This window comes from Nonomuraea sp. SBT364 (assembly GCF_001083785.1).
In the GTDB taxonomy this organism is placed as follows: Bacteria; Actinomycetota; Actinomycetes; order Streptosporangiales; family Streptosporangiaceae; genus Nonomuraea.
Window position 1 is genome coordinate 25,678 of record NZ_LAVL01000011.1, and the last position, 26,812, is coordinate 52,489.

Here is a 26,812-nt window from a genome sequence, read left to right on the forward strand (position 1 = left end):
AGTGACCGCCACGGCCAGGAGACGGCACAAGCCGCTCGTCGTACGCCGCCGCCCGGCGCGCCGCCACCGGCGGAGCGTCACCCTGACCCTGCTGACCTCGATCATGCTGGTCTACACGCTGCTCCCGCTGGCCTGGCTGCTGATCAACGCCTCCAAGACGCAGGAGGGACTGTTCGGCTCGTTCGGTCTGTGGTTCGCGGGAGACTTCGCGCTGTTCTCCAACATCGCCGACACCCTCACCTACGACGGCGGCATCTTCACCCGCTGGCTGCTCAACACGCTGCTGTACGTGATACTCGGCGCGGGCGGCGCCACCGCGCTGGCCACGATCGCCGGCTACGGGCTGGCGAAGTTCGACTTCCCCGGCAAGAAGGCCGTTTTCGCCGTCGTCATCGGCGCGGTCGCCGTGCCCGGCACCGCGCTGGCCGTGCCGACGTTCCTGATGTTCGCCGGCCTGGGCCTGACCGACACCCCATGGGCGATCATCATCCCGTCGCTGATCTCGCCGTTCGGCCTCTACCTCATGTGGATCTACGCCGCCGACGCCGTGCCCGACGAGATCATCGAGTCGGCGCGCGTGGACGGGGCGCGGGAGTTCCAGACGTTCTTCCGCGTCAGCCTGCCGCTGCTGTCGCCCGGCATCGTCACGGTCCTGCTCTTCACCGTGGTCGCGACCTGGAACAACTACTTCCTGCCGCTGGTCATGCTGCGGGACCCGGACTGGTACCCGCTCACCCTCGGGCTCGACAGCTGGAACGCCCAGGCCGCCACCGCGGGCGGCGAGGCCGTTTTCAATCTGGTGATCACCGGTTCGCTGCTCACCATCGTCCCGCTGATCGCGGCGTTCCTGCTGCTCCAGCGGTACTGGCAGTCGGGCCTGGCCGCCGGAAGCGTGAAGGAATAACCACCACCGAAAGGGAACACCTCCATGAGGACAACCCGCAGCGCCGCCCTCCTGCTGGGCGCCGCACTGATCGTCGCCGCCTGCGGCGGCCCGGGAGGCGGCACGGCGTCCGCCCCGCAGAGCAGCGCCTCCGGTGACAGCGTGCAGGCCGCGCTGGACGCCGGTGGCAGCATCACGGTCTGGGCCTGGGAGCCGACCCTCGAAAAGGTGGTCACCGACTTCCAGGCCAAGTACCCGAAGGTCAAGGTCAACCTGGTCAACGCCGGTACGGGCAACGACCAGTACACCGCCCTGCAGAACGCGATCAAAGCAGGCTCGGGCGTGCCCGACGTCGCCCAGGTCGAGTACTACGCGCTGCCGCAGTTCGCGCTGGCCAAGTCGATCGCCGATCTGACGCCGTTCGGCGCGGACAAGCTGGAGGGCACCTTCACCCCCGGCCCGTGGGGCTCGGTCCGCTCCGGCGGCGCCGTCCACGGCCTGCCCATGGACTCCGGCCCGATGGCGCTCTTCTACAACAAGGAGGTCTTCGACAAGCATCAGATCGAGGTGCCGAAGACCTGGGAGGAGTACATCGAGGCCGCCAGGAAGCTGCACGAGGCCGACCCGAAGGCGTACATCACGAACGACATCGGCGACGCCGGCTTCACCACCAGCATGATCTGGCAGGCCGGCGGCAAGCCGTACCAGGTCGACGGCACCAACGTCACCGTCAACTTCGCCGACGCGGGCACGCAGAAGTTCACCGCCGCCTGGCAGCAGCTGGTCAGCGGCAAGCTGGTCGCGCCGGTCGGCTCCTGGAGCGAGGCGTGGTACAAGGGCCTGGGCGACGGCACGATCGCCACGCTGGTGATCGGCGCCTGGATGCCCGCCAACCTCGAGTCCGGCGTCAAGGCCGGGGCCGGCAAGTGGCGGGTCGCCCCCATGCCGCAGTGGGAGGCCGGCGGCCAGGCCACCTCGGAGAACGGCGGCAGCTCCCTGGCCGTCCCCGAGGCGTCCGCCAGCAAGGCGCTCGCCTACGCCTTCATGAAGTACGCCGCCGTCGACGAGGGCGCGCAGTCCCGCGCGGACAACGGCGCCTTCCCCGCCACCACCGCCCAGCTCAACTCCCCGGCCTTCCTGGACAAGAAGCTCCCCTACTTCGGCGGCCAGCAGGTCAACCAGGTGCTCGCCCAGTCGGCCGGCCAGGTCGTCAGCGGCTGGTCGTACCTGCCGTACCAGGTGTATGCCAACAGCATCTTCAACGACACGGTCGGCAAGGCGTACGTCGGTGACGCGACCTTGCAGGACGGCCTGAAGGCCTGGCAGGACGCCTCCGTCAAGTACGGCCAGGAGCAGGGCTTCAGCGTGCGGTGACCGCAGGACTGCCTGCCGGACGCGGGCCGCCCCCGGAAGGGGGCGGCCCGCGTGCGTCAGGAGGTGACGCGGAAGGTGGCGTCGCCGCGGGCCGTCGCGGTGCTGATCTCGTCGATGCGGAGCAGGTAGTTGGAGTGGCGGAGATAGCGTCCGGGGAAGTTGTACGACTGGAACGACGACCAGGACGAGCTCGCGAGCCCGGCGACCTGGCGGAACGACGCGTCCGCGGCGAAGATCGAGCTGCCGTCGGAGGCCTCCAGCCGGAGATCGTAGTCGTAGTGGCGCAGGTAGTGGCCGGGGAAGTTCACCGACATGAAGGACACCGTGCCAGAGCCCGCCAGGCCGGGAACCAGGCGGAACTGCGCGTCCTGGGCCGGGCTGACGTTGGCGTCGATGCGCACGTCGTAGTCGATGTGCCGCACGTACCGGTCCTGGAAGTTGTAGGACTGGAGGCGGTTGATCGGCGTCGAGTCGCCCCAGCGGCCGAGCACCCTGTTCTCCTCCGCCTGGGTCAGGTTGAGAATGGACCCGTGGCGCTTGCGGGTGCCGCCCAGGCCGTAGCCGGAGACCGTGCGGAAGTTCCGCGTGCTGCCCAGGTCGGTGGAGGCGATGGGCATGTAGCCGCGGCCGGTGGCGAACTGGTCGAGCCACAGCGCCCACTCGCTGCGGCCGTTGAACTGCGCCCACATCGGGCCCTCCACGACGTTGCCGCCGCCGGTGCCGTTGGAGATGCCCATGTGCGACAGGTTCCCCAGCGTGGTCCACGAGCCGAGGATCGAGTTGCTCGCCTCGATCGTGATGTGGCCGTCGGCCGAGGCCCGGTAGTAACGGTAGCCGCCGGTGCTGCCGGCCACCTCGACGATCTGCGTGTCGATGATGCCCTGGCTGCCGCCGCGCTCGATGTAGAGCTGCGGCGTGGTGACGGTGCGGAAGTCGCTGGTGCGCGCGTACCAGATGCGGTGCTTGGTGACGCCGTTGCGCGCCGAGTTGGTCGCCCAGTAGAGGACGTAGTCACCGGTCGCGGGGTTGTAGATGGCCTCGGGGGCCCAGGCGTTGCCGGCGCCGGGGATGCCGCCCGCGACGTTCATCAGCCGCGGCGCCGACCAGTTCACCAGGTCGGTCGACTCCCACACCACGAGCGAGGTGCTGCCCCGGTTGGCGGCGTCGTTCCATGAGGTGCCGCCGGCGATCCGCAGGTCGGTGGCGATGATCCAGTAACGGTCGCCGCCGGGGGAGCGGACCAGGGCGGGATCGCGCACCCCGCGCGTGCCGACCGTGGAGCGCAGCACCACGCCGCCGTTGTTCAGGTCGGTCCAGTTGAGACCGTCGTCGCTGTGGGCGAGATAGATCTGCTCGCCGTCGGCCGACTCGCCCGTGAAGTGCGCCATCAGGTAGCCGGTGAACGGGTCGAGGGCGGCCGCCTTCTCCGCGGTGAGCGCCGACAACGACGCGAGTGTCAGGCACATGGTGGTCAGGACCGCGGCTAATCGGGACAACATGGGTGCACTCTTCTCTGTCAGAGGGTGGGGACGATCGGGCGTATGGTGCCGTCGGCGTTGAACTCCATCCGGTCGACGGTGGTCTCCCGGTTGGTGCCGTTGCCGGCCGGCACGGCGAAGCGGTGGTAGGCGAGGTGCCAGCCGTCCGGGCCCTGGACCACGGAGTGGTGGCCGGTGCCCTTGATGCCGGCGTCGAGCCGCTTCTGCAGCACGACGCCGCGCTTGGTCCACGGCCCGAGCGGCGAGGAGCCGGTGGCGTAGGCGACCCGGTAGTCCTCGCTGCGGGTGTCGTTCTCCGACCACATGAGGTAGTAGGTCCCGTTGCGCTTGAACACGAACGGCGCCTCGTTGTAGCCGGACGGCGTGATCACGCGTACCTGGGCGGGGTCGAAGGAGATCATGTCGCCGTTGAGCGGCACGACCCTGGCCGTGCCCTGCCCCCAGTACAGGTAGGAGCGGCCGTCGTCGTCGGTGAAGACCATCGGGTCGATCGCCTGGCCGGAATACTGCCCGCCCGCGATCAGCGGCCGGCCGAGCGCGTCGCGGAACGGCCCAGCGGGGGAGTCGGCGACCGCCACGCCGAGCTGCTTGGCGCCGCTGCCCTGCCCGCCGCTGAAGTACAGGTAGTAGCGGCCGTTCCGCGCGGCCACGGCCGGCGCCCAGGCCGAGTGCTCCGCCCACGACACGCCGGGCCCGAGGTCGAGGATCACGCCGTGGCCGGTCCAGTTCACCAGGTCCGGGGAGGAGAAGGCCTTGTAGTACGTGCCGCTCCAGCTCGCGTACCCGTCGGTCGTCGGATAGAGGTAGTAGCGGTCCCCGAACCTGGCGATGTGCGGGTCGGCGAACAGCCCGGGAACGATCGGGCCCTTGTTCGTCTTCGGCACCCACGGCGCCGCGATCCGGAACGAGCTGTCCGCCCGGAAGGCGGCGGTGTCCTGGTAGGTGTCCAGCCACAGCGCGAAGTCGCGGTGCCTGATCCGCCGGTCCGGATAGTTGTAGGAGGTCAGCGCGTACGAGCCGGCGCCAGAGCCGTCCACGGCGCAGAACGTGGCGTCCGCGCGGAAGGTCGCGTCCCCGGTGTTGGCGTCGATGCGCAGCCGGTAGTCCCTGTGCCGCAGGAACTGGCCGTTCCCGGCCTGGAACGAGAAGCAGTCCGGCGACGCCAGCCCGTTCACGATCGTGAACGTGGCGTCCTGCTTCGCCTGGGAGGCGCTGCCGGCGTTGATCGGGTCGATCCGGCCCAGGTAGTTCTGGTGCCGCACGTACCGGCCGGGATGGCTGACCGACTCCAGTGATCGCGTGCCGGTCGGCAGCACGGCCGCGTACGCGGGCGTGACCGCCACCAGGTCGGCGGCCAGGAGCATGCCGGCGAGGAGGATCGCCCGCTTCGGAAGCTTCATGGGTCTCTCCTGGGTGAGGTGCCCGCGCGTGATCGCCGGTGCTCTCGTCGACCGCGGCGTGCGATGGTGGCCGGCGGGAGGGGATTCGTCTCGATGAAAAGTTCATCCGTTCGATGGCGTGATGTTAGCGCTAACATGAATGCGGTGGCGGATCTCGGCACGGTCATGGCATGGAGTTCGAGCGGCACGCACCCGTGAAGGGGTGCGGGGATCACATCGGCGTAACAGCAGTGTTATCGCTCACATCGGAGGGGGTCAATACCCCAGTTTTCCCGGCGCCCCGGCAGCCTTCCAGGCGGGGGGTTGACAAGGCTTCTGTGAGCGCTAACACTCTGCGGAAACGCCACGAACGCCAAGTGATCTGATTGCCGCCCATCCTCGCCAGAGCTGGGAAAGCGCTTGCCTACAGCTTTTGCCGCGCGAAGTTTACGTAAACATCTCCCTGCCGCCGAGGAGCGCGTGTACGGATCCGATGGCGCATCGCAGGTGAGTGCCGACCCGGGAATCCAGATCGATCGATGGGAGTCTCATGAAACCGATCATGGCGTTACGCCGGTCGCTGATCGCCCTTGTGGTGACCGCGGTCGCCGCGGCCGCGAGCCTCGTCGTCTCCGCGCTGCCGGCCCATGCCGCCACCAGCCAGTTCCGGGGCATGAACTGGGCCGTGCTGGGTGACAACTTCAGCACCGGCACGCTCGTCCCGCAGGGCCTGAGCCAGTCCGACAGCAACGCGACGGTACGGGCCAAGGCCGACGCCCTCTACGACGACATGGCCTCCACCATGGGCGTCAACACCGTCCGGCTGCCCATCAACACGCACACAGTGGCCAACTCGACCTGGTGGAACGCCTACCGCGGCGCCATCGACGCCGCCACCGCCCGGGGATTCAAGGTCATCCTCGCCTATTGGGAGGACGGCGCCGCCTCCGGCGGCCGGATCACGAACCTCGCCGCTTGGAACACGATGTGGTCCAGCGTGACCAACACGTACGGCTCGAACGGCAACGTCTACTTCGAGCCGATGAACGAGCCGCACGGCTACAGCTCGGCCGAATGGCGTGACGTCGCCGCCGACTGGCTGGCCTACCACTACTCGGCCCCGGCGAACCGGGTGCTCATCGGCGGCACCGGCTACAGCCAGGACCTGCGGGACGTCTGCAACGACAGCCGCTTCAACTCGACGCTGCTGTCCTTCCACCACTACGCCTTCTTCTACGGCGCGATGACCTACGACGCCTTCCGGAGCCACATCCAGACGCGTCTGGGCAACTGCGCCTCCCGCGCGGTCGCGACCGAGTTCGGCGCGCCGATGTCCACCGGACTCAACTACGGCGACGCCAACAGCACCGACAACTTCGTGCGCCACATCCGCGCCATGGCCCAGGTCATGCGGGACAACCAGATGGGCGGCACCTACTGGCCCGCCATCGGCGGCAAGCCGGGCGACATCGGGTACGACTGGTACTCGATGTACGCCCTCAGCGGCAGCGGCACCGATCTCAACCTGACCGTCCGCAACACCTCCGGAGCTGACCGGATCCGCTATGCCTGGGGCGACACCGTCGGCGGCGGCCCCACCTCTCCGTTCTACCGGCTCACCGTGCGCCACAGCGGCAAGGCCATGGACGTCCAGCAGCCGAACACCGACAACGGCGCGCGCGTCGGGCAGTACGCCTACAACGGCAACGCGTGGCAGCAGTGGCAGTTCCAGGACGCCGGCAGCGGCTACTGGCGCATCATCAGCCGCCACAGCGGAAGGTGCCTCGACGTGGCGAGCGCCTCGACCGCCGACGGGGCCGAGCTCATCCAGTACACCTGCGGCACCGGCACCAACCAGCAGTTCCAGATGGTCGCCAACGGCAGCTACTTCCAGCTCCGGGCACGGCACAGCGGCAAATGCGTGGACGTGCCGTCCGCATCGACCGCGGACGGCGTGATCCTCAAGCAGTATCCGTGCAACACCGGCACCAACCAGCAGTGGTCGCGCGCGACCGTCTGACGCTCGTCCCACCGTGACCGCGGATCCGCGGTACGGCCCGCACGCCCCCGGCGCCGATCCCGTGCTGTGTGCCCGGCGCCGGGCAGCCGGGGCGTGACCCTCCGGCGACGACGTGGAGGGCGCGAGGGCGGCGCTGACGGGCAGATGGCAGAGGTCGTTCCGCGCATGGCCGCCTGAACGGGGTCTCACGCGGCTGGCGATGCGGAATGTGGCGCCGGTGTGGAGGCGGCGCTGCCGTCGTACCGCACCGGCGCGTAACGCCGCCGACTCGTCCGCCTGCTCCGAGGAACCGGCCCAGTGCTGGGCCAGGACTCAATCGCGGACGGCCCGCGGCGTCGGGTCGCCGGTGAGAGCGGCGGTCACGGCGCCGACCAGGTGCTCCTCGACGTCACCGGCGCTCCTGCCCCGGTCGGCCGTCAGCTGCTCCCACACGGGGATCGAGGTCATCGCCCATGCCAGGTCGGCTGCGACGTCCGGAGCCAGGCCGGCTCGCAGCCGCCCGGCGGCCCCCAATCGGTGGGCGGCGGCGAGGAAGCCCTCGTGAAGTTCGCCCATCCGGTCCGTCCAGGCGGCGGCGGCGTCGGGGTCGTCGCGGCGGGAGGCCAGCAGCACCGAGGCCACCGGGTGGATCGTCGCCACGTAGCGCAGCCAGACACGCAGGAAGGCGCGGAACGCCTCGACGGGCTCCTTCCCGGTCAGCGCCTTCTCGCAGCGCGAGCGGATCCCGTTCTGCTCGTCCATGTTCCGCACGACGGCCACGAGCAGGCTCTCCCGGGAGCCGAAGTGGAGGTAGACCGCCTGCCGGGAGATTCCCGCCGCGCGGGCCACCTCGGCCATCGAGACCTGGGGGCCCTGCTCGGTGATGAGCCGCCGGGCGGTCTCCAGGATGCTCGATCGCGTGCTTGACACGTGTCAAGCATACCTCTAGCTTGACACGTGTCAAGCTAGAGGTGCCTGAGGAGGACCAGATGGACACCACCCACCCGGCGGCCGTCGCCGCGCTCACCGCGATGAGCGCGGTCGGCGCCGGCGACCGGGACGCCTGGCTCGCCTGCTACGCCCCGGATGCCGTGCTCCACGACCCGGTCGGCGGCTCCCCGCTGGATCCCCGCGACGCCGGGCTGCGGGGGAGGGCCGCCCTCGAACGCTTCTGGGAGCTCACCGTCGCCTCCAACGAGGTGCGCTTCGAGGTCACGGCGGTGCACCCCGCGGGGGAGGAGGCCGCGGTCGTGGCCTCGGTCTCCGTCCGTTTCCCCACCGGCGCCTGCGCCGGCTACGACGGCGTCTTCGTCTACCGGATCGATGGCGACGGGCGGATCGTCTCGCTGCGCGCCTACTGGGACCTGGACTCCGTCCTGTCCGCGCTCGGCGGTTGACCGGCGCCGTCAGCGGCTGCCGATCGGGCGCGCGGCAGCGGTGGAGCGGGACGTCTGCCACCTGCCGTTCCTGAGCAGCCGCCGGCGATGCCGGGACGAGGAATCCGCTTGTATGACGGCCGGTCATATTGGGACATTGAGGCGATGAAAGATCACCGGACTTTCTTCCCCGCTCATGACCTGAAGCGGCTCGCTCCGCATGCCTTGGTCGTCGCCGGCCCCTTCGGCGATCTGCTGCCGGCGATGACCATCGGCCACCGGCAGCTCGCATCGGTCCCCGACCGGTGCTGGGAACTGCCGCGCGGCAGGATCGGCGCCTGGTCGCTGCCGGAGGCGGTTGTCGAGGTACTGGTCTCGCCGGTGACACCCCGTTGGACCCCGCGCCCCGTCACGGCGTGCTGGGGGATGGTGTGGCGGGTCACCGCGCAGGCGGAGGTGAGCGGTCTGCGGATGAGCGTGGGTCATGACACCCTTCCCGCCGGCGTCACGATCCGGCCTGACGCCGGGTACGGGCTGTGCGCGCTCGACGTCGGCGACCGTGACATCGAGCTGACGTTCGGCGGGTGGAATGAGAACTTTCTCCATCATGAGGCCACGATGGGGCGGTTGCTGCCGCGCCGATGGGCGGAACTGCTGGAGCCGGACCCTGACATCCCTTTCGTCACGTACAGCTCCGGTCACCGCCACGTGATCTGGGAACTGCCGGGGCTGCTGGAAGGGGAACGATGCGATGTCCACGCCGCGGTCTCCTGGGCGCCTCGGCCGGCCGACGGCGCCCCGTCGCACCACGTTGATTTCGTGTACGCGGGGGACATCATCGAGCAGGCGATGCTGTGAGCGGACAGCCGCGGCGTGCCGTCCGCGTCCAGCCGGCGGACCTCGGCTGGGCGCGTGACCTGACCACGCTGTTGGGGCCGGTCAGGGGCAGCAGAATCCCGGCCCAGGTGGCGTGCATGCCCGAGGCGGTTGCCGTCGCCCGACGCGCAGTCCGGCGCGCAGCCCGGCGCGCCGGAGCCTTCCCGGATCCGCCGGTCATCGCGGACCTCACGCTGGGCAGCCGCCTGTCCTTCGCGGTGCTCGGCTGGACGTTGTTCCTCGGGGTCGTGGCCGCGCTGCTCACCGCCACCCGTGACGACCCGCCGCTGGCCGCCCGTGAACTGCCCGCCTACCACCAGCTGACCGCCGCCGACCTGCGCGGCGACCCCGGCGACCTGCCGGGACGCTACACGTTGCGGAAGATCCCGGCGTACGGCAGGCTCCATCCGGCCCTGCTCGGCCCCAGCCTGTCCCCCCGCGCGCCCGGCGGAGCGGCGATCACCCTGAAGGGGCGGGTGGCGACCGTCGTCTCCGTCCCGGCCGGAGCCACCCAGTCCCTGCAGCGCGGCGACCACGCGACGCTGATCGCCAAGAAGGAGCCCGCCATCGACGTCCTCGTCCTGGACGTGCTCTCCGCGGACCGCGTCGTCCTCGCCATGCTTCCGGCAGATCTGTCCGGCTTGGCGAACATGCCCGCCCCGATCCAGATCGCCAAGCATCTGAACTGACACCCTGCCGGGAGGAAGGGGCTCCGGGACCGGGGCCCGCGAACCGAGGACCATTGCCGCGTCCCGGACCCGGGCCAGGTGAGGATGCTCTCGCCGGGGCGAGCGTGTTGACGCCGTCGGTGCGGCGTGTTGTGATCCACACATGCATATTTCGTACTTATTTAGTAGGAAATAAGGTGGTTATGGGGTTCCTCCAGCGTGCCGCCGCGGCTGTCATGCTCCTGGTGAGCGCGGCGGGCATCCAGGTCGTGCAGGGCGGACCGGCGCAGGCGGCTCTGCCCACCGCCGCCGTCGCGCTCGGCGACAGCTTCGTCAGCGGGGAGGGCGCGGGGGCCTACCAGCCCGTCGTCGACGCCTCCGGTACGGCACAGGCCTTCCCCGGCTGGTCGGCGGCCAACAGCAACGCCTACTTCTGTCACCGGTCGGCGAACGCCTCGGTGTTCACGGCGTCGCTCCCGGGCATCCAGCAGCGCTTCAACCTCGCCTGCTCCGGCGCCCAGCCCGCCGACATCGCCACCCCCGCGAGCGCCCGGCCCGAGGGCCGCGTCGTCGCCTCGCAACTCGATCAGCTGCGCGCCGTCGCCCAGACGCACGACATCGACGTCGTCCTCGTCGGTCTCGGCTCCAACAACACCCAGTTCACCTTCGGCGACGTGGCCACGCTGTGCGCCAACCGCTTCATCGCCGACGCCTGGACAGGCTGGTGGGAGTTCTGGGCCTATCTGAAGGGCGAGGTGCCGCAGAAGCCCTGCACCGCCTCGGACCTGGCCACCGACACCGAGGTCGCCGCCGCCACCACCGAGACCACCGCGGCCCTGCGCCAGATCCTCGACACCCTCGCCCAGGTCGACGCCGACGGCGTCCACCAGGTGGTTCTGCAGACCTACACCAACCCGCTGCCGCCCGACGTCGCCCCGCAGTACCACGACGAGGACGGCCGCACCGACACCCGCGACAAGTTCCGCGCCCTCGGCGCCGAGCGCTACGCCGCCGGGTGCCCGATCCACCGTGCGAGCCTCGCCCCGGGGCACGCGTTCTCCCAAAACCTCGGCTCTCTGGTCAAGAACGCGCATCACACGCTGGCAGCCGAACGCCCGGCGGCCGACCTGCGCGTACTGGACGTCCAGCAGGCTTTCGACGGGGCCAGGCTCTGCGAGAACCCCGGCAGCCCGGCGGGTGCGCTCGCGACGCCGGTCCGGGTACAGGACGGGCCGTCCGGCACGTTCGTCACCAGCCTGTCCGGCTGGGACAAGATCGGTATCCAGCGGGCGGCGAACACCTGCGTCACCTACTTCCAGACCTGCCAGGAGTCGTGGCACCCCAACGCCGCGGGCCACACGGTCCTCGGCCAGTGCCTGGCCGGCGCCTTCGCCGCGGCGCCCCGCGCTACCGTCACGTGCGCCCGTAACGCGAACGGCACGCTCACCATCTCCTGACGTCTCCTCGGCTTCGCGTCCGGCTGTCCGGAGCCGGACGCGTCGCGGGGCCGGGTGGTGCCGCCGGCACTGGCCCGGGTCGGCGATCGAACCGGCAAGCGGGCCCGCGGCGCCGGTCCGGGCCGTGCCCAACCCCGCCGATCATCGGAAAGTCAGATTCGGCCCGGGACGTCCTGCCAGCGGTAGAGGTCGCGCAGCAGGGAGATCTCGGCGCCGTGATGGATCAGCTCCTTGTTGACGTGCAGGACGATGCCCTCCATGGGAAACCGCTCGGGACCCACCGCGGGCGGACTCTCCAGGTCGGCGTCCGAGAGCTCCCGGACCCCCGCGTTCCATCTCCCGTACATCTCATCTAGCTGCTTCAGCGCCTCGTCGGCGGTCCCCGCGTAGGCGAACGTCCGGGAGTCGACGTCCTGGCCACCGAAGTGCCATCCGACCCGATAGCCCAGGCAGGAGACGATGACGTGCGCCAGCCGCCAGGCGATCGTGGTCACCGGCGCCGGCACCGGGTCAGGGGACGCGAAGTCCATCGTCCATTCCCCCGAACCTGCCGGCATCGGTGCGGCCGACGTGCCACGTGGGCGGATGCTCCAGCAGCCGCGCACCGGCTCCCAGAAGTACTCCTCATCGGCAAGACCGTGCAGCCGCGGCCGCAGGTTCTTGTGCCAGTGCCGGTCCAACTGGTCCGCGATCCGCTCGCTTCTTGTCATTTCGGCACACTACAGACATCGGAGATTCGGCTGCGTCCCAAGGGTGAGCGAGGGGCACGGCCCGGAACCATGCTGATCGAGGACGAGCTCGGGCACGTCGATCGTCTTCGTGTGCCGGATGTCGGCGCCGGACAGGCCGGGCAGAAGGGTGATCCCACCCGCTTCGACGCCCCGCCGGCCGTCCGGCCGGGCGTAGGCGAGGCGCTCAACCGGCACGACCATGCCGATGGCCGCGGCCCCGCGGCGGCCGGTCGCCGGAGATGCGCGTTCACTGATGGGTCCGGCTCAGCTCGATCATGTCCCGCACGGCCTCGTCCGGGAGTCGCACTCCCAACGGGCTGAGGAACTGGTGCATCGGCAGCGACTCGATCATCTTGAGCAGGTCCTCGTGCTCGGCTGCCACGGCCTGCTGCTCCTCGGTCATGGTGGCGGCGATGTGCCGCATGAGAACCGGCCCCACTACGGGGTGGCCGAACCATTCGCCGACGCTGGAATCCAGCGACAGCTCGCGGGCGATCACCTCGCCGGCGAGCTTGAGGATCTCCTCGGCGACGATCGCCGAGGCGTTCTCGCCGATCTGGATGGCGTAGTCGCCGGGGGCCACGAGCCAGCGGCCCTGGGCGACGTCCCAATAGGCGAAGGCCCGTGCGTCCAGGTCGAACGCCACCGTCGAGGACCGGCCAGGTTCGAGTGCGACCTTGGTGAACGCGCGCAGCTCTCGAACCGGGCGCCGGACGGGCCCGGCCTGAGTGGCGACGTAGAGCTGGACGACGTGCTTGCCGTATCGCTCGCCGGTGTTGGTGACGACGACCGAGACGTGCGCGGTGTCATCACCGGTGGCCGCCACCTTCAGATCGCCGACCTCGAACCGGGTGTAGGTGAGCCCGTGGCCGAAGGGGTAGCGGACCGGCCGCTCCGCGCTCTCGTGGTAGCGGTAGCCGATCATGACGCCCTCGCCGTACCGGACGTGGTCCTGTTCCCCGGGGAAGTTCAGGTAGCTGGCCGTGTCCTGCAGGCGCAGCGGGATGGTCTCAGCCAGCCGCCCCGAGGGCGCGGTGACGCCGAACAGCAGGTCGGCGATGGCGCCCCCGCCCGCCTGACCGAGCAGCCAGCCCTCCAGGATCGCGTCGACCTCGTCGTGCCAGCCCTCCAGCGACACCACCCCGCCGTTGGACAGCACCACGACCGTACGGCGCGCGGCTCGTGCGGTGGCCAGGATCAGCTCGATCTGCTCGGCCGGCAGGTCGAGCGAGGCCCGGTCGTAGCCCTCGGACTCGTCGGCGTCGGCCGGCCCGGTGAAGACGATCGCCAGGTCGGCGCCGTCCGGGTCGGTGGTGATGACCCGGTCTCCGGCGAGCTTCCTGATCTCTTCAAGGGGGATGTCGACGCGCGTGGGGGTGATGTGGGAGCTGCCGCCGCCCTGATAGCGCGGCGAGGTGGCGAAGGGGCCGACCACGGCGATGGTGCGGACGTCGGCCTCGACGGGAAGCACGTCGTGGGAGTTCTTCAGCAGGACGGCGCACTCGCCGGCCAGTTCACGGGCCAGCGCGTGATGGGCATCGGCGTCGAAGGCGGCGGCCTCGGGCCGCCACCGCTCGGTCATGGTCCGGACGCGGGAGACGCTGCGGTCCACGTCCGCCTCGTCGAGCTCGCCGGACAGCACGGCCTGCACGATCTTGGCGTCATTGGCGGGATTGCCGGGCATCTCCAGGTCCAGCCCGGCCTTCAGCGCGGCGACCCGGTCGTTGACGGCGCCCCAGTCGGAGACGACAACGCCGTCGAAACCCCATTCGTCGCGTAGCACCTGGGTGAGCAGCCACGGATGCTGGCTGGCATAGACGCCGTTGATCTTGTTGTAGGCGGCCATGACGGTGGCCGGTCCGGCTTGCTTGACGACGCGTTCGAAGGCGGGCAGGTAGATCTCCCGCAGGGTGCGCTCGTCGATCTCGGCGCTGATGCGCATCCGGCCGCTCTCCTGGTTGTTGGCGGCGAAGTGCTTGACCGACGCGCCCACCCCTTCGGCCTGGAGCGCCTTGACGTGCGCCGTCGCCAGGACTCCGGTCAGCAGGGGGTCTTCGGAGTAGTACTCGAAGTTGCGCCCGCACAAGGGCGAGCGCTTGATGTTCACCCCCGGTCCCAGGTTCACCTGAACGTCGAGCGCGCGGGCTTCGGTGGCCACGGCGGCGGCCAGGCGGCCGGCGACCGAGGGGTCCCAGCTGGAGCCGACCGCCACCGCGGGCGGGAAGCAGGTGGCGGGCAGGCTCTCGTGGATGCCGACGTGGTCGGCCTGCGCCTTCTGCCTGCGTACGCCGTGCGGGCCGTCGCTCAGTACGGCAGAGCGCACGCCGCCGACGGGTTCGGTGCTCCAGAAGTCCCGGCCGGACAGCAGGGAGGCCTTGTCCTGCAGGTTCATGCGATGGCTTCCTTCAGGTCGTCGCGCAGCTCGTCGGAGGCGCCGGGGATGAACTCGAGGACGGTGTTGAGTGAGAAGGCGGCGGCTTCGGGGGCGTTGCCGTCGATGGGGATGCCGGGAAGGTGCTTGGCGAACACCTCGGTCAGCTCTCGCCACACGGCCGGGTCCGCCGCCAAGGTCTTCAGGGAGGTGTCCATCGAGTACGGCTCGCGCGAGCCGTACGACCGAGGCGGTTCGCAGGTGAAGGTGTGGCTGCCGCCGGAGATCTCGGCCGTCTCGCCATCGGGCAGGCCGACCACGGCGTGGGTGCCGTCCGGGATGGTCACCTCCAGGACGAACCGCTCGCCGATGCGCCAGGTGACGCGGACGTCGCCGTGGACGGTCCAGTGGCGGAGCGTGGCGTGGGTGAGACCTCCGCCGGGCCTGGGGGCGATCAGCATGCGGCGGTAGCCGGGCTCCAGAGGGGACAGGCCGCCGACGGTCTTGTGCAGCCAGTCGCACACCGCGCCCAGCGCGTAGTGATTGAGCGAGGTCATGCCGGTGGAGTTGAGCGTGCCGTCGGGCAGGATCGCGTCCCAGCGCTCCCAGATGGTGCTCGCGCCCATGCTGACCGGGTAGAGGAAGCTCGGGCAGCCGGTCTCCATCAGCAGCAGATAGGCCTCGGTCAGGTGACCGGTCCTGCTGAGAGCAGGCAGGAGGAGCGGGGTGCCGGCGAAGCCTGTGGAGATCTTGTAGCCGGTCTTCGCGACCAGCTCGGCCAGCCTCTTTCCTGCTTTCACCTCCTGCGCGGGGTCGAGCAGGCCGAAGCAGATGGCCAGGGCGTAGGCGGTGGCGCTCTCGCCGGCGACGCGGCCGTGGGCGGTGACGTACTCGGCGCGGAAGGCGGCACGGACCTTGTCGGCCAGCGCCCGGAAATGCGCGACGTCGTCGCCCTTGCCGAGGATGCCGGCGGTGTCAGCCATCTCGCGGGTGGTCCTGGCCAGGTAGGCGGCGGCGACCAGGTGCCGGTCGGTCTTGCCGCCCGCGGGGTTGTCCGGCGGCGCGTCGGGGTCGAGCCAGTCGCCGAACTGGAAGCCGCTGCTCCACAGGCCGTTCTCGTCGAGCCGGGTCTCCACGTCGCGGACGAAGCTCGCCATGGAGTCGTAGCCGCGGCGCAGGATGCCGGTGTCGCCGTACTCCTGGTAGAGCGCCCAGGGCAGGCCGACCGCCACGTCGCTCCACAACGCGGTGGGAGAGGACGGGGCGGACAGCACGTCCGGCACGACCCAGGGCACGTAACCCTTCTCGCGCTGCTCGGCGGCCAGATCCTCCAGCCAGGAGCCGAGGACGGCGCGCACGTCGTAGAGGAAGGCGGCGGTGGGGGCGAAGGCGTTGAGGTCGCCGGTCCAGCCCAGGCGCTCGTCGCGCTGCGGGCAGTCGGTGGGCACGCCGACGAAGTTGCCGCGCATCGACCGGACGGCGTTGGCGTGCAGGCGGTCGAGCGGCTCGTGGGAGGTGTCCAGCCAGCCTGTGCGGCGCATGTCGCTGTGTACCACGACGGCTGCGACCTCGTCGAAGGGGCCGTCGATCTCGGCGTACCGGAAGCCGTGGAAGGTGAACCGGGGCTCCCACACGGCGGTGCCGCCCGCGTGGACGTAGGTGTCGGTGGCCTTGGCCGAGCGCAGGGTCTCGACGTCGAGTTCACCGTTTTTCAGGAGTTCGGCATGGCGGATCGTCACACTCTGCCCGGCCTCACCGGTGGTCCGGACCTTGACCCAGCCGGTGAGGATCTGCCCGAAGTCGACGATCGTCCTGGCGCCCCTGGTCTCCAGCGAGACGGGAGCGAGCTCCTCGATCCGGCGGATGGGGTCCGCGACCGTGGGAACGAGGGTGTCGAGGCTCCAGCCGAGCGGTTCGACCGGCAGCCAGTCGCCGGGGAAGCCGGGCAGCTGCCAGCGCTCCGGCTCCAGGCGGGCGTCGTAGGTCTCGCCGTCGTACAGGCTCGCCGCCAGCACCGCCCCGGTGCCCGCGGTCCACTGCTCGTCGGTGACGATGACCTCGGTGCGGGGGCCGTACGTGAGCTCCAACCGCATGTAAAGAGCGGGCCGATCGGTGTAGTGGCGGTCCTTGCCCTCGAAGCCGAGGCGTCCGGACGCCCAGCCCTCGCCGACGATCGCGCCGAGGGCGTTGCCGCCCGCCTTGATCAGTGCGGTCACATCGTAGGCGCTGACCTGCACGCGGTGCCGGTAGGAAGTCCAGCCGGGGGCCAGCACCTCGTCTCCGACGCGGGTCCCGTTCAGGTAGGGCTCCACGATGCCGAGCCCGCTCACCCGGAGCACGGCCCGCCCGGGCGGCTGGTCCGCGGTGAACTCGCGCCGGAAGTACGGTGCCTGGGCCGCGAACGGCGCTGTGACGAACGACATGGAACGGGCTCCTCAGCGGACGGATTTGATGCGAAGGACGATCAGGCCGCCGAGCAGCGTGCAGGCGGCGGCGACCAGGTAGAGCAGTGTGTAGTTCTGCTGCGCGCCGCTCGCGCCGACGGCGAGGAACACGGGCGCGACGAACGGGGCGGCGGACTGCGGCACCGAGGTCGCGAAGCCGAAGACGCCCAGGTAGCGGCCCGCGTCGGTGGCCCGCTCGGGCAGCACGTCCAGGGCCAGCGCCTGGTCCACGGCGGAGAACAGGCCCAGCCCGACCGAGCAGATGATCGACCCCGCGAACAGCGGCGGCGCGCTCGACGACAGCGCCATCGTGACCGTGCCCAGCGCGTAGACGGCGCCGGCGACGAGGACGAAGACGCGGCGGCGGCGCAGCTTGTCCGACAGGAAACCACCGCCCAGCGCGCCGCCGGCCGTGGCCAGCACGCCGAGACCCGAGATGGCCGCGAGGGTACCCGCGACCTGCTCAAGGGTGACCTCCAGCCGCGAGGCGAAGAAGAAGGCCGTGAACGTGGTGTTCAGAGTGAGTCCGAAGTAGAAGGCGAAGCGGCCCAGCCAGTTCCACGAGAAGTCCGGGAAACGCCGAACGTTCCAGGTGTACTTCAGCAGCAGCGACCGGACGGTCAGCGGCTCGCCGGGCGGCAGGTCACGGCTGTCGGCCTCGCCGGCCAGCCAGACGAACAGCAGCACCGACAGCACGCCGACCGCGCCCGGGACGAGGAACAGCAGCAGCGCGTCACCCGCGAGCGCCCCGGCCAGCACCACGCCCACCACGGGCGCGATCAGCGTGGCGAAGCCGGCCAGCCCGGCGACCTTGCCGCGCTGCTCCTCCGGCAGCCGGTCGGCCTGGGAGTTCATCAGGCCGCCCAGCGCGGTGCCCCAGCCCATCTGGGCCAGCACCCAGCCGAGCCCCAGCAGGACGACGCTCGGTGCCAGCGCCATCACCACCAGGGAGACCGTGCCGAGCAGCATGCCGCCGATCATGAACGGACGGCGGCGGCCCATCCGGGAGCGGGTGCGGTCGCTCCAGGTGCCCACCAGCGGCCCGGTCAGCAGCGGCACCAGGGCGCCGACGCCGGTGATGTAGCCGAGGTACTGCTCGTTGCCCGGGGCGAGCTGGTCGACGCGTATCGACAGGGAGATGGCCAGCGGCGTGATGAAGGCCATGAAGACCCCGAACTGGCCCAGGACCATCAGCCCGATGTATTGGGAGCTCACTCTGGGCAGAGCGGGGGTTGCGGGTGCGTTGCCGCCTGGATGCAGGCTCATGAGGACCCCACGGAGGGAGAGGAGGGTGTGATGTGTCCCGGATGCTAATGACACGTTACTAACACGTGCAAGTATTGGGCGCGATTATCTCGGCCGTTGAACCGGCTGGCTCAGGCGGAGGCGCGTTCGACGATCTGGATGTCGCCCGGAAGCAGATTCAGGTCCGGCGCCTGGCCCTCCAGCGTCCTCAGCAGGGCCTCGGCGATGCGTATGCCGAGCTCGCCGCTGTTCTGCGCGACGGTCGTCAGCGGCGGCGCGGCGAAGCGGCCGCCGGGGATGTCGTCGGCGCCGATGACGGCCAGATCGGCGGGCGCGGACAGGCCCAGCGTGCGCATGCCCGCCAGGATCGCCAGGGCTACCTCGTCGTTGTAGGCGCACACGGCGCTCACGTCGCCTCGCCAGCCTTCCACCACCCGGGCCGTGACCTCGGTGTCCAGCGCGATCGTGGTCACGGTCGGGGCCGCGAGCCCCGCTTGCGCACACGCCTGCGCCGCTCCCTCCGACCGCCCCCGTCCCAGGGCCGCGAGGCGGGGCTCGTCGCTCAGCGCGTACGCCAGGCGCGTGTGCCCCTTGCCGATCAGATGCTCGGCCTGCAGGCGCCCGACACCCCTGGCCCACAGCGTCGTGCTCACGTCGGAGCCCGGCTCCTCGGCCGCGGGCAGGACGGCGGAGATGCCCGCCCTGCGCATTCCTGCCAGCTCTCCGGAGGTGAACGGCCGCATGCCGAACACCGCCGCCGGAGTGAGCGCGGTCCACAGGCGTGCCAGCCCCTGTTCGTCACCGGTGTGCACATGGGTCACCAGGGTGAGCCCGGCCCGTGACAGCACCTGGGCGGCCCGCTCGACGAACGCGGCCATCGTGGGCCCCTGCGGCCAGTCGGGCAGCACGAACACCGCCACATCGCTGCGCCCGCTGCGCAGCGTGCGCGCCGGGGCGTAGGGGGTGTAGCCGAGCCGCTCGGCCGCCTGGAGCACACGCTGCCGGGTGGCCTCGGGGATGGACTGGCCGGGCGTGTCGTTCAGCACGAAGCTGACCGTGGCGCGCGAGAGCCCGGCCTCCCGCGCGACGTCCACGCTGGTGATTCGGCGCGTGGTCCTCTTCTTCTCCTCCGCCATCCCCTGTCCCTTGTTGCCGTCGTGCCGTCCCGATGCTAGCGTCTGCCCGTCGGCAGCTTACACGTGATAGTTCCGGGTGTTCGCCTCCATCGGGGACCGCCGCTGCCTGAGGCCGCCGGGGCCGTGGAGCGTACGGCGGCGTTCATCCCGCGGGCCGTGGCAGGGCGGGTGGTCGACGGGACCGCCGCGTCCGGCGGTCCCGCATCGTTCGAGGAGGTCATGTAAGTGGAACGGCTCGCCGACCGGAGGATTCTGATCACCGGAGCCGCCTCGGGCATCGCCCGGGCGACGACCTTGCGGCTGCTCGCCGAGGGCGCCCGGGTCGTGGCGGCGGACGTCTCCGAGGCCGGGCTGCAGGAGACGCTGGAGGCGGCCGGCACGGACCGGCTCACGGTCGCCACCGCCGACATCGCCGACGAGGAGTCGGTGAACTCGCTCGTGACCCGCGCCGCCACGGCGTTGGGCGGCCTGGACGCCCTGGTCAACGCGGCGGCGATCCTGCGTGGCGCGCACACCCACGAATGCTCGCTGGAGCTGTGGAACCGCGTCATCGGCACCAACCTGACCGGGACCTTCCTGATGACCCGCGCCGCCCTGCCGTACCTGCTGGCCGGCGGCAGGGGAGTGGTGGTGAACTTCAGCTCCACCGCCGCGTTCTTCGCCCACCCGTACATGGCCGCCTACTCGGCCAGCAAGGGCGGCATCTTCTCCTTCACCCACAGCATCGCCCAGGAGTACGCCAAGCAAGGGCTGCGCGCGGTGAACGTCGTCCCCGGCGGCATCAGCAGCGGCATCACCGACAGCATCGGCCGTCTCGTCCCCGAGGACACCGACTGGGACCTGTTCCTCAAGCTCACGCCCGCGCTCCCGGGTGGCATCCCGGGGCCCGAGAAGGTCGCGGGCGTGGTGGCGATGCTCGTCTCGGACGACGGCTCGTTCATCACCGGCACCGAGATCCGCGTCGACGGCGGCGCCCATCAGTGAGCGCCGTACGTCGGCGTCGATGACGGCGGGAAAGGACCGGGCGGCACCGGATCGCCCGGGTGAGCTTGCTCCGCTTCGGCGGACACCGTCGTTGTCGGCGGCGGGCATGTCCACCGCCCACAGGCCCGGCCCACGATCAGCCCGTTCGTGGTGTTCCGGGAGCCTCGGAGTTGCGGGCCGCGGCCCAGGGCATCAGCTCGGCCACCACGTGTTTGCTCCAGGGGCGCACCAAGGAGCACAGTTCCTGACAGCGATCGTCGCCGAGCGCGGCGTAGGGGGCCCTGCTCATCCGGTCGGTCGCCTCCTCGATCCCCTCACGCTCCCTGCGGCCCCGCACGGTCAGCGAGCCGTTACGGAGCCAGCCGCGTTCCTCCAGCCTGTTCACGGCGGCCGCCCAGTCGGTCTCGGTCCAGCCGCGTGTGACCCGGAGTGTCTCGGCCGGGACGGCACCGGTGGCGGCGTGGGAGACGAGGGCTTCGATTCCGCTGAGCTCGGCTGCCAGCAGGGCGGCCAGATGACCGTCACCGCGAAACTCGCGCAGCAAGGTCTGGGCATGCCAGAGAACCAAATGTGGAGCGGTGGGCCAGGGCAGTGACAGGTGAGCGGCATACAGAGGCCGTCCGCTCAACTCGCCTGAGATCGCTTGGGCCGCCTCCTGGGCCAGCGCGGCGGCGCGGGACATCTCCGGCGAATCAACCACGTCGCCGAGCACGCGGCGCAGTGTCGCATCGACTGCGCTCAGCCGGGCGTCCAGGATGTCGGCGGGGGAGGAGATGTGCCATGCGGCCGGTATCGCCTGACGTACCACCTGCGGATTGAAATTGTAGAAGGTGGCGATCACCGCCTCCGCGGGAACCGGGCCGAGTGCGGCCGCCCGGGATGCGAAGTATCCCATTCGGCCGGTAAGTCCGAGCTGCCGGTAAGCGGCATCCGCCTCCGGGGAGAAGTAGATCATGCCGTGCAACGGCTCCATCATCCGCCAAGTGCGGTGTTCCGGCGTCATGCAGGCGAAAGTACCGACCGGTTGGTAGGTTGTCCATCTTTCCGGAAGAACGGAACATGTGGTCCCAGAGGGGGAACTGTTCGGAGCTCAGGTCATGTGGTTGAGGTGAGGAGGATCAACCACATGATCGTCGCCAGACCTTGATCTTCTGGAAGCAGCCGGTGCGATTCGCCCGAACTGCGGCATGGAGCTGCGACCTTGGCTTCTGGCGGCGGGGACGGAGTTGAAGATGCCGGAGCGCACGCTGGGGCATGCCGGCATCGCGCTGACCGCCGGCACCTACGTCCCGGTGCGGGCGGTCAGCCGGGAGGTCGTAAGGCCCGGGAGGCGTGACTCACGATCAAAAGGCGCGACTGCAGATCCGCGTGAAGCGGCAGGTCGGTCTGGTAGGGCGGGTGGGACTTGAACCCACTACCCGCGGATTATGCGGTGCCGCTGCATGTTGATTTGTATGGCTGTGGCCGGGATACTTCCCGCCATTGTGTCGGCCGGTGTCGCCGCCTGTCGGGCTGCGGCGCGTACACGCGAGCAATCACCGAACAACCACGGTTCTTGACCGTCACCATTATGTGCCGTAACGAGCAACCGCCGAGCAGTCCTGAATAGACGATGTGCGGCCTTGCCAAGATGCTTTCCATCACTTCGAAAGCGACGCCAACCTGCTTTACGTGCAAAGTGAGGCTTTCCGTCGGCGCAACCCACGAGCTCGTTCAGTGGCGGGAATCGCCCGTGAAGTTCCGCGGGGCGGGGCGTGATCTGCTTGATGACGAAGTCTTCATTTGGACGATCGAGGCCGTCCACGGGGGAGCGCCGACACACCTGGCAGGAAGGTTCGCCGATGCCGGCCGCAGTCACCACGCCCGCCCGGGTCATCAAAGATCTCAATGAAATCCTGCCTTCTTCGGAGGGTGCAGTTTCTGGCGCCAGGTGGGCGTTCGGTAACGATTCGTGACTGAGTGTTGTTAGCGCAAACTTGAGCAGCCATCGATTCTCGGCCATTGACATGATGTGTCATTTATGCCCTGCGGTACGGCCTGCAGCGGATAGGGGCTAATGCCGGAGCTTGACATGCAGCATTGCGGTTCCGGTCAGAATCGGCCTTGACGGATCTCCCGCCGCAAGGGATTCTGACGGGGCGATCAAGGAGTTTTATTGTAACAGTCGTCACGCCTGACGGGAGATGCTTTGCGATCAGGGAAAAGGCGCTTATGGGTGGCGGGGGTCACCGCCTGTTTGATGGCAATCAGCACGCCGGCATATTCGGTCGCGGCACACGGTTCGACCGCGGACCTCGAAACCGATGCACGGATTTACCTTCAATCGCGAGTCGACCGGCTGACCGGTGGCTCGCGGGGCGTCGCACTCGATGCGGTGCCGGCGACCGCGCAGTTCCAAGACGCGCTCCGGGCCGACTCCGCGGCGATCGACGTGCGCCGCGAGAAGCTGAGATCGGCCAACGGCGGACACAGCCGGGGCCAGGTCACCGTCTCCGACACGAAGATATCGACCAGCGGGAAGACCGCGACGGTCCAGCTGACCGAGCACACCACGTTGTTCTACGCCCGCACGACGCCGGGCAGTCCGGACGCCGAGGAATACCAGCTACGTCACACATTGACGTACAACCTGGTCGGAAGCCAGTGGGTGCTCAGTCATGACGCGCCGGACATTCACGTGGGAGACCTCGCTCCCGACGCGTACCCGAGCAAGCCGGAAGCCGTATCGGAAGCCGCTCCATCCAGTAAGAAGATCAGCAGCACATCCCGGCCGCGGACGACCTCCCAGGGCGCGGTGCCCGACAAATCGTCGCCCACCTATCGTGCTCCCGGTAACTCCACGCTCGCCTACGACTACGGCGCAATGACGAGATACGCCCTGCAGTACTGGGACAACTACAACCCGAACTACCGAACCTACGGCGGTGAAGGCGGCGACTGCACCAACTTCATATCGCAGATAGTCAAGGCCGGAGGCTGGGCGGAGACCGGGTCCTGGCCGGGTGAGAACCGGACCCTCCCCGACCAGTGGTACTACGGGTACGAAGGGACCTGGACCACCACCTACACCTGGGCGGCGGCCGAAAACTGGTACTGGTTCGCCTCCCCCTTCAACTCCGGCAGGACAGAAGCCCTCGACTACATCTGGGAAATGGGCGTCAGCGACGTTCTGCAGATCGACTTCGACCGGAACGACAACATCAGCCACTCCATGTTCGTCACCGGCCGCGACGGTGCAGGACAGACAGCCGACGAGCTGTACATGACCTACCACAGCACCAATACTCGCAATAAGAGGCTGAGCAGCATCATCGCGGCGACCCCCGACGCATGGTTCTACGCACATCGGACGTGACACGGCAGACATGAGCATCATCTCCAACATCCGGTGGAGGCCGGCCTTGGTTTCGGCCTGGGTTCTGGCCTTCGCCGGATGCGCGCAGCTGCTCGGATGCGGCATCGCGGAGGCGCCCGGAGGCGCCGGCAGTCCCCGGGCCGCGGTGAACGCCTACGTGCTCGGGCTGAACCAGAATGACGCGGACGGGCTCGCTCTGCTGGCTCCGACCGGGAACGACCCGGCAGCCGACATCCGGCGGCGGCTGGAGGCGTACGGCGGCCGGCGGATCCGGCTGGAGAATGTCGACATCAGCCAGGAGATCTCGCCGGAGGTGGCGACCGCCCGGCTCGTGGGACGCGGCACCTCTGGCCGCTATCGCGAGACCCTGGTGCTCACTCGCCAGGAGCGGCGCTGGTATGTAGCCCTGGGGGAGCATCCCCATCCGGCGAAGACCCCGGCCTCGACGGCTCGCCCTGCGATGCTGATTTCCGGGCGTGTCCGGTGAACGGCTCTGGCCGCAGGCCGCGCGGGATCTCGGCCGCTGGCCACGCCGGGAGTCAGGATCTCGCGGCAGAGCGCGGTCCGGTACGCAGGTCTGCCGGGACCTGCACCCCATGGCCGCCGATCGCGGTTTCCCGATGACCGCCAACGTATGGCAACCCCGTTCCAGATAGTGGTGGCGGACGGTCGGCCTTCGACTGCGCGGGAACATTTGTCCAAGACCGGCGGCCGGGCGCGCGTGCATAGTCCTGGCATGAGTCAATACGACCTTGAACGTTCGCATGGGATGCACGTGGTCCATGACGGCCCTCGGCAGGCGCCGCCGTTGTTGCTCATCCACGGGTCGGGGGCCTCGGGCGGTTTCTGGGGTCCGGTGGTCCCGGCGCTGGCCGGTCACCATCACGTCATCCGGGTCGACCTCCCGGGGTGCGGCCAGTCCCCGCCCGCGCCGTCGTACGACGTGCCCGCGCAGGCGGGTCAGGTGGCGGCGCTGCTGGACGATCTCGGGCTTCGTCAGGTCGCCGTGGCCGGGCACTCCAGCGGTGGCTACGTTGCCACCGCGCTGGCCGAGCAACGTCCTGACCTCGTGGGTTCGCTCGCGTTGATCAGTAGTGGCCCGAGTCTTGATGCGCTCCTCCGGCAGCCGTTCATCCTTCGGGTGCTGCTGGCCCCGCCGCTGGGCCCGCTCATCTGGCCGAGGCGTTCGGATGCGCTGATCCGCAAGGGGATCAGCGCGACGGCCGTTCGCCCCGTGGATCTCCCGGACGACGTGGTCGCCGATGTACGGGGCATCACCTACCGCGTGATGAGGACGGTGCTGCGCCAGAACACCGCGTACATCGCCGAACGGAGCGTGCCCGAGCGGCTCGCCGCCCTCGGGCTCCCCGTGCAGGTGATCTTCGGTGCCGCCGATCCCCGTTGGGAGCCGTCGTCGGCACACCGATACGACGCGGTGCCGGGCGCGCGGGTCGAGTTGCTACCCGGTGTCGGGCACCTGCCCATGCTGGAAGCACCCGAGACGATCGGCGAACTGCTGCTGGACTTCACGGCGGCGGGGCCGAAGACGACCCGTGATCCCTGATGCCTGGACCGGCCGTGTGTCGCCTGCCGGAATGCCGTCTGACCAGGCGTGGGTGGACATCTCCATGATCGTCTACCCGTCCGTCACCCTGCTCTCGCCCGCGCCTGCCTGGGCGTCACCGCCGCGACTGCCCCGAAAGCCCGAGCGGCCTGGTTCGCCTCAGACCGGCAGAAATCCGCCGTCAAGTGTCAGGAGGGCGGGGGAGGCTCACGCGCTGGCCGGCGCGCCCGGGATGGGCTAGGCCAACACCTTCGTGGTGGCCTACCCGGTGGAGCCGCGGACGACCAGCGGGGTGGGCAGGATCCGCGGCGGAGGGGTGACGCCTTCGTTGATCATCGTGATGACGGCCGCGGCCGCCGCCGTACCGAAGCCCGCCTTGTCCTGGGCCAGCGTCGTCAGCCCCGGCGGCACCAGCGCGGCCAGCTCGATGTCGTCGAATCCGACCAGCGCGATGTCCTCGGGCACCTTCAGTCCCGCCTCCGTCACGGCCCGCAGCGCGCCGATCGCCATCTCGTCGCCCGCGACGAACACCGCGTCCGGCCGCTTCTCCAGCTCCAGCAGGGTGCGCATCCCGGTATGACCACCGGACAGGTAGAAGTCGCCCTCGACAACCAGCTCCGGCCGGTGCGCCAGGCCGAGCGCGGCCAGCTCCTCCAGGTAGCCGCGCAGCCGCTCCGCGCCTGGCCTGGTGCGGACCGGGCCGGTGATGGTGGCGATGGCCCGGCGCCCGGTCGCGTGCAGGTGGCGGACCGCCTCGCGCGCCCCGCCCACGTTGTCGGAAGTCACGTAGGTGGTCCACGGTCCCTCGACGGGCCGGTCGAGGGAGACGCACGGCACCTCCGATCCCGCCAGCGGCTCGAGCGAGGGGTCTGCCCTGCCGTTGTCTATGAAGACCACGCCGTCGAGGTTGTGCCTGCGTACGGCACGAAGATAGCTGTTGGGCGTGCTGTCCTCGCTGGTGGCGAGCATGAGCAGGTGGTAGCCGCGCTCGCTCAGCGCGGTCTTCAGCCCGATGAGGATCTCTTGGAAGAACGGGTGCCGCCAGCCGGGGCGGCGGTGGTCGGTGTCCCAGACCAGGCCGACCATGCGGGATCTCTTGGTGGCCAGGGTGCGGGCCGACTCGTTGGGCAGATATCCGATGCGTGTCGCGGTGCTGAGAATGAGCTCGCGGGTCTGAGCGTTCACCACCTCGGGGTTGTTGAACACGCGGGAGACAGTGGCCGGCGACACCCCGCAGAGGCGCGCCAGCTCTCGAATCGTTGCCACGGACGTACGCTATCGCCATCTCGCTGAAACCGGTTTCATGTAACCGGTTGCATGGAAGTTATGAGAAAGCCCGGACCATGTCAACCCGTCGGCGCGCACTTTCGAGGCGTGATGCTTCTGTGACTTGACAGCGACTGGAGGCGTTCTGTGGGATAAGTCACTGACAGGCCGACGCCGGACCGTTGCCGCGGGGCTGGGCCTTGTC

At 69.6% G+C, this 26,812-nt stretch carries 21 protein-coding genes; 11 read left to right on the forward strand and 10 right to left on the reverse strand.

What is annotated here, in order from left to right:
- Nucleotide 1: 1 nt before the first annotated feature.
- Entirely contained in the window at nt 2-904 is a 903-nt protein-coding gene (locus ADY59_RS07885) for a carbohydrate ABC transporter permease (protein ID WP_049559582.1), read from the forward strand.
- A gap of 24 nt (nt 905-928) precedes the next feature.
- The gene (locus ADY59_RS07890; RefSeq protein ID WP_049559585.1) at nt 929-2,257 is read left to right on the forward strand and encodes an ABC transporter substrate-binding protein; all 1,329 of its coding nucleotides are present in this window, start codon (nt 929-931) and stop codon (nt 2,255-2,257) included.
- Between the two features lie 56 nt (nt 2,258-2,313).
- On the opposite strand, the gene ADY59_RS07895 is transcribed toward ADY59_RS07890, so the two are convergent.
- Together ADY59_RS07895 and ADY59_RS47435 are read right to left on the reverse strand one after the other, a co-directional pair.
- Nucleotides 2,314-3,756, reverse strand: coding sequence for a glycoside hydrolase family 43 protein (locus ADY59_RS07895; RefSeq protein WP_049559587.1), 1,443 nt, complete (start codon nt 3,754-3,756; stop codon nt 2,314-2,316).
- A 17-nt stretch (nt 3,757-3,773) separates the two neighbouring features.
- Nucleotides 3,774-5,156, reverse strand: coding sequence for a family 43 glycosylhydrolase (locus ADY59_RS47435; RefSeq protein ID WP_053174527.1), 1,383 nt, complete (start codon nt 5,154-5,156; stop codon nt 3,774-3,776).
- 529 nt (nt 5,157-5,685) lie between these two features.
- Between ADY59_RS47435 and ADY59_RS07905 the strand changes: the two genes are divergently transcribed.
- Nucleotides 5,686-7,155 (forward strand): RICIN domain-containing protein, encoded by a 1,470-nt coding sequence (locus ADY59_RS07905; protein WP_049559589.1) that lies wholly within the window; start codon nt 5,686-5,688, stop codon nt 7,153-7,155.
- A gap of 312 nt (nt 7,156-7,467) precedes the next feature.
- On the opposite strand, the gene ADY59_RS07910 is transcribed toward ADY59_RS07905, so the two are convergent.
- Nucleotides 7,468-8,064: a TetR/AcrR family transcriptional regulator gene (locus ADY59_RS07910; RefSeq protein WP_049559592.1), complete on the reverse strand. Its 597-nt coding sequence runs from the start codon at nt 8,062-8,064 to the stop codon at nt 7,468-7,470.
- Between the two features lie 59 nt (nt 8,065-8,123).
- Here ADY59_RS07910 and ADY59_RS07915 point away from each other — a divergent pair, with 59 nt between their 5' ends.
- From ADY59_RS07915 to ADY59_RS07930, 4 genes are all read left to right on the forward strand, one after another.
- Nucleotides 8,124-8,531, forward strand: coding sequence for a nuclear transport factor 2 family protein (locus tag ADY59_RS07915; protein ID WP_049559594.1), 408 nt, complete (start codon nt 8,124-8,126; stop codon nt 8,529-8,531).
- Between the two features lie 108 nt (nt 8,532-8,639).
- Nucleotides 8,640-9,368 (forward strand): hypothetical protein, encoded by a 729-nt coding sequence (locus ADY59_RS07920; RefSeq protein ID WP_049559597.1) that lies wholly within the window; start codon nt 8,640-8,642, stop codon nt 9,366-9,368.
- Nucleotides 9,365-10,075 (forward strand): hypothetical protein, encoded by a 711-nt coding sequence (locus tag ADY59_RS07925; RefSeq protein WP_049559600.1) that lies wholly within the window; start codon nt 9,365-9,367, stop codon nt 10,073-10,075. Before ADY59_RS07920 ends, ADY59_RS07925 begins: the two co-directional genes overlap by 4 nt.
- A gap of 182 nt (nt 10,076-10,257) precedes the next feature.
- Entirely contained in the window at nt 10,258-11,511 is a 1,254-nt protein-coding gene (locus ADY59_RS07930) for a hypothetical protein (RefSeq protein WP_049559602.1), read from the forward strand.
- A gap of 152 nt (nt 11,512-11,663) precedes the next feature.
- Here the strand turns inward: ADY59_RS07930 and ADY59_RS07935 are convergent, their stop codons facing one another.
- The 5 genes from ADY59_RS07935 to ADY59_RS07960 all read right to left on the reverse strand — a co-directional run bounded on the left by ADY59_RS07935 (nt 11,664) and on the right by ADY59_RS07960 (nt 19,438).
- Entirely contained in the window at nt 11,664-12,221 is a 558-nt protein-coding gene (locus ADY59_RS07935) for a DinB family protein (RefSeq protein ID WP_049559605.1), read from the reverse strand.
- Between the two features lie 268 nt (nt 12,222-12,489).
- Nucleotides 12,490-14,634 (reverse strand): glycoside hydrolase family 3 C-terminal domain-containing protein, encoded by a 2,145-nt coding sequence (locus ADY59_RS07945; protein WP_049559607.1) that lies wholly within the window; start codon nt 14,632-14,634, stop codon nt 12,490-12,492.
- Nucleotides 14,631-17,036: an alpha-L-rhamnosidase gene (locus ADY59_RS07950; RefSeq protein ID WP_049559610.1), complete on the reverse strand. Its 2,406-nt coding sequence runs from the start codon at nt 17,034-17,036 to the stop codon at nt 14,631-14,633. The genes ADY59_RS07945 and ADY59_RS07950 overlap by 4 nt, the downstream gene beginning before the upstream one ends.
- A gap of 12 nt (nt 17,037-17,048) precedes the next feature.
- Nucleotides 17,049-18,272 (reverse strand): MFS transporter, encoded by a 1,224-nt coding sequence (locus ADY59_RS07955; RefSeq protein WP_197093489.1) that lies wholly within the window; start codon nt 18,270-18,272, stop codon nt 17,049-17,051.
- Nucleotides 18,273-18,433: 161 nt separating this feature from the next.
- Nucleotides 18,434-19,438, reverse strand: a complete 1,005-nt coding sequence (locus ADY59_RS07960) for a LacI family DNA-binding transcriptional regulator (protein WP_053174530.1) — start codon at nt 19,436-19,438, stop codon at nt 18,434-18,436.
- A 225-nt stretch (nt 19,439-19,663) separates the two neighbouring features.
- Between ADY59_RS07960 and ADY59_RS07965 the strand changes: the two genes are divergently transcribed.
- Nucleotides 19,664-20,422, forward strand: coding sequence for an SDR family NAD(P)-dependent oxidoreductase (locus ADY59_RS07965; protein ID WP_049559614.1), 759 nt, complete (start codon nt 19,664-19,666; stop codon nt 20,420-20,422).
- Between the two features lie 136 nt (nt 20,423-20,558).
- On the opposite strand, the gene ADY59_RS07970 is transcribed toward ADY59_RS07965, so the two are convergent.
- Nucleotides 20,559-21,425: an SCO6745 family protein gene (locus ADY59_RS07970; RefSeq protein ID WP_049559616.1), complete on the reverse strand. Its 867-nt coding sequence runs from the start codon at nt 21,423-21,425 to the stop codon at nt 20,559-20,561.
- A 1,212-nt stretch (nt 21,426-22,637) separates the two neighbouring features.
- Between ADY59_RS07970 and ADY59_RS07975 the strand changes: the two genes are divergently transcribed.
- The 3 genes from ADY59_RS07975 (at nt 22,638) to ADY59_RS07985 (ending at nt 25,341) form a co-directional block, all read left to right on the forward strand.
- Complete coding sequence (locus ADY59_RS07975; RefSeq protein WP_049559619.1) at nt 22,638-23,777, forward strand: amidase domain-containing protein; 1,140 nt, start codon at nt 22,638-22,640, stop codon at nt 23,775-23,777.
- Between the two features lie 10 nt (nt 23,778-23,787).
- Nucleotides 23,788-24,264, forward strand: a complete 477-nt coding sequence (locus ADY59_RS07980) for a hypothetical protein (RefSeq protein ID WP_049559624.1) — start codon at nt 23,788-23,790, stop codon at nt 24,262-24,264.
- 249 nt (nt 24,265-24,513) lie between these two features.
- Nucleotides 24,514-25,341, forward strand: a complete 828-nt coding sequence (locus tag ADY59_RS07985) for an alpha/beta fold hydrolase (protein WP_049559760.1) — start codon at nt 24,514-24,516, stop codon at nt 25,339-25,341.
- Nucleotides 25,342-25,602: 261 nt separating this feature from the next.
- Here the strand turns inward: ADY59_RS07985 and ADY59_RS07990 are convergent, their stop codons facing one another.
- Nucleotides 25,603-26,607 carry a LacI family DNA-binding transcriptional regulator gene (locus tag ADY59_RS07990; protein WP_049559627.1) on the reverse strand — a complete coding sequence of 335 codons (1,005 nt, stop codon included), beginning with the start codon at nt 26,605-26,607 and terminating at the stop codon, nt 25,603-25,605.
- Nucleotides 26,608-26,812 lie beyond the last annotated feature (205 nt).

Coding starts and splice junctions, on each gene's coding strand:
- ADY59_RS07930 (WP_049559602.1), top strand. CDS start 10,258: ATGGGGTTCCTCCAGCGTGCCGCCGCGGCTGTCATGCTCCTGGTGAGC.
- ADY59_RS07985 (WP_049559760.1), top strand. CDS start 24,514: ATGAGTCAATACGACCTTGAACGTTCGCATGGGATGCACGTGGTCCAT.
- ADY59_RS07950 (WP_049559610.1), bottom strand. CDS start 17,036: ATGTCGTTCGTCACAGCGCCGTTCGCGGCCCAGGCACCGTACTTCCGG.
- ADY59_RS07915 (WP_049559594.1), top strand. CDS start 8,124: ATGGACACCACCCACCCGGCGGCCGTCGCCGCGCTCACCGCGATGAGC.
- ADY59_RS07890 (WP_049559585.1), top strand. CDS start 929: ATGAGGACAACCCGCAGCGCCGCCCTCCTGCTGGGCGCCGCACTGATC.
- ADY59_RS47435 (WP_053174527.1), bottom strand. CDS start 5,156: ATGAAGCTTCCGAAGCGGGCGATCCTCCTCGCCGGCATGCTCCTGGCC.
- ADY59_RS07945 (WP_049559607.1), bottom strand. CDS start 14,634: ATGAACCTGCAGGACAAGGCCTCCCTGCTGTCCGGCCGGGACTTCTGG.
- ADY59_RS07980 (WP_049559624.1), top strand. CDS start 23,788: ATGAGCATCATCTCCAACATCCGGTGGAGGCCGGCCTTGGTTTCGGCC.
- ADY59_RS07960 (WP_053174530.1), bottom strand. CDS start 19,438: ATGGCGGAGGAGAAGAAGAGGACCACGCGCCGAATCACCAGCGTGGAC.
- ADY59_RS07935 (WP_049559605.1), bottom strand. CDS start 12,221: ATGACAAGAAGCGAGCGGATCGCGGACCAGTTGGACCGGCACTGGCAC.
- ADY59_RS07895 (WP_049559587.1), bottom strand. CDS start 3,756: ATGTTGTCCCGATTAGCCGCGGTCCTGACCACCATGTGCCTGACACTC.
- ADY59_RS07905 (WP_049559589.1), top strand. CDS start 5,686: ATGAAACCGATCATGGCGTTACGCCGGTCGCTGATCGCCCTTGTGGTG.
- ADY59_RS07970 (WP_049559616.1), bottom strand. CDS start 21,425: ATGACGCCGGAACACCGCACTTGGCGGATGATGGAGCCGTTGCACGGC.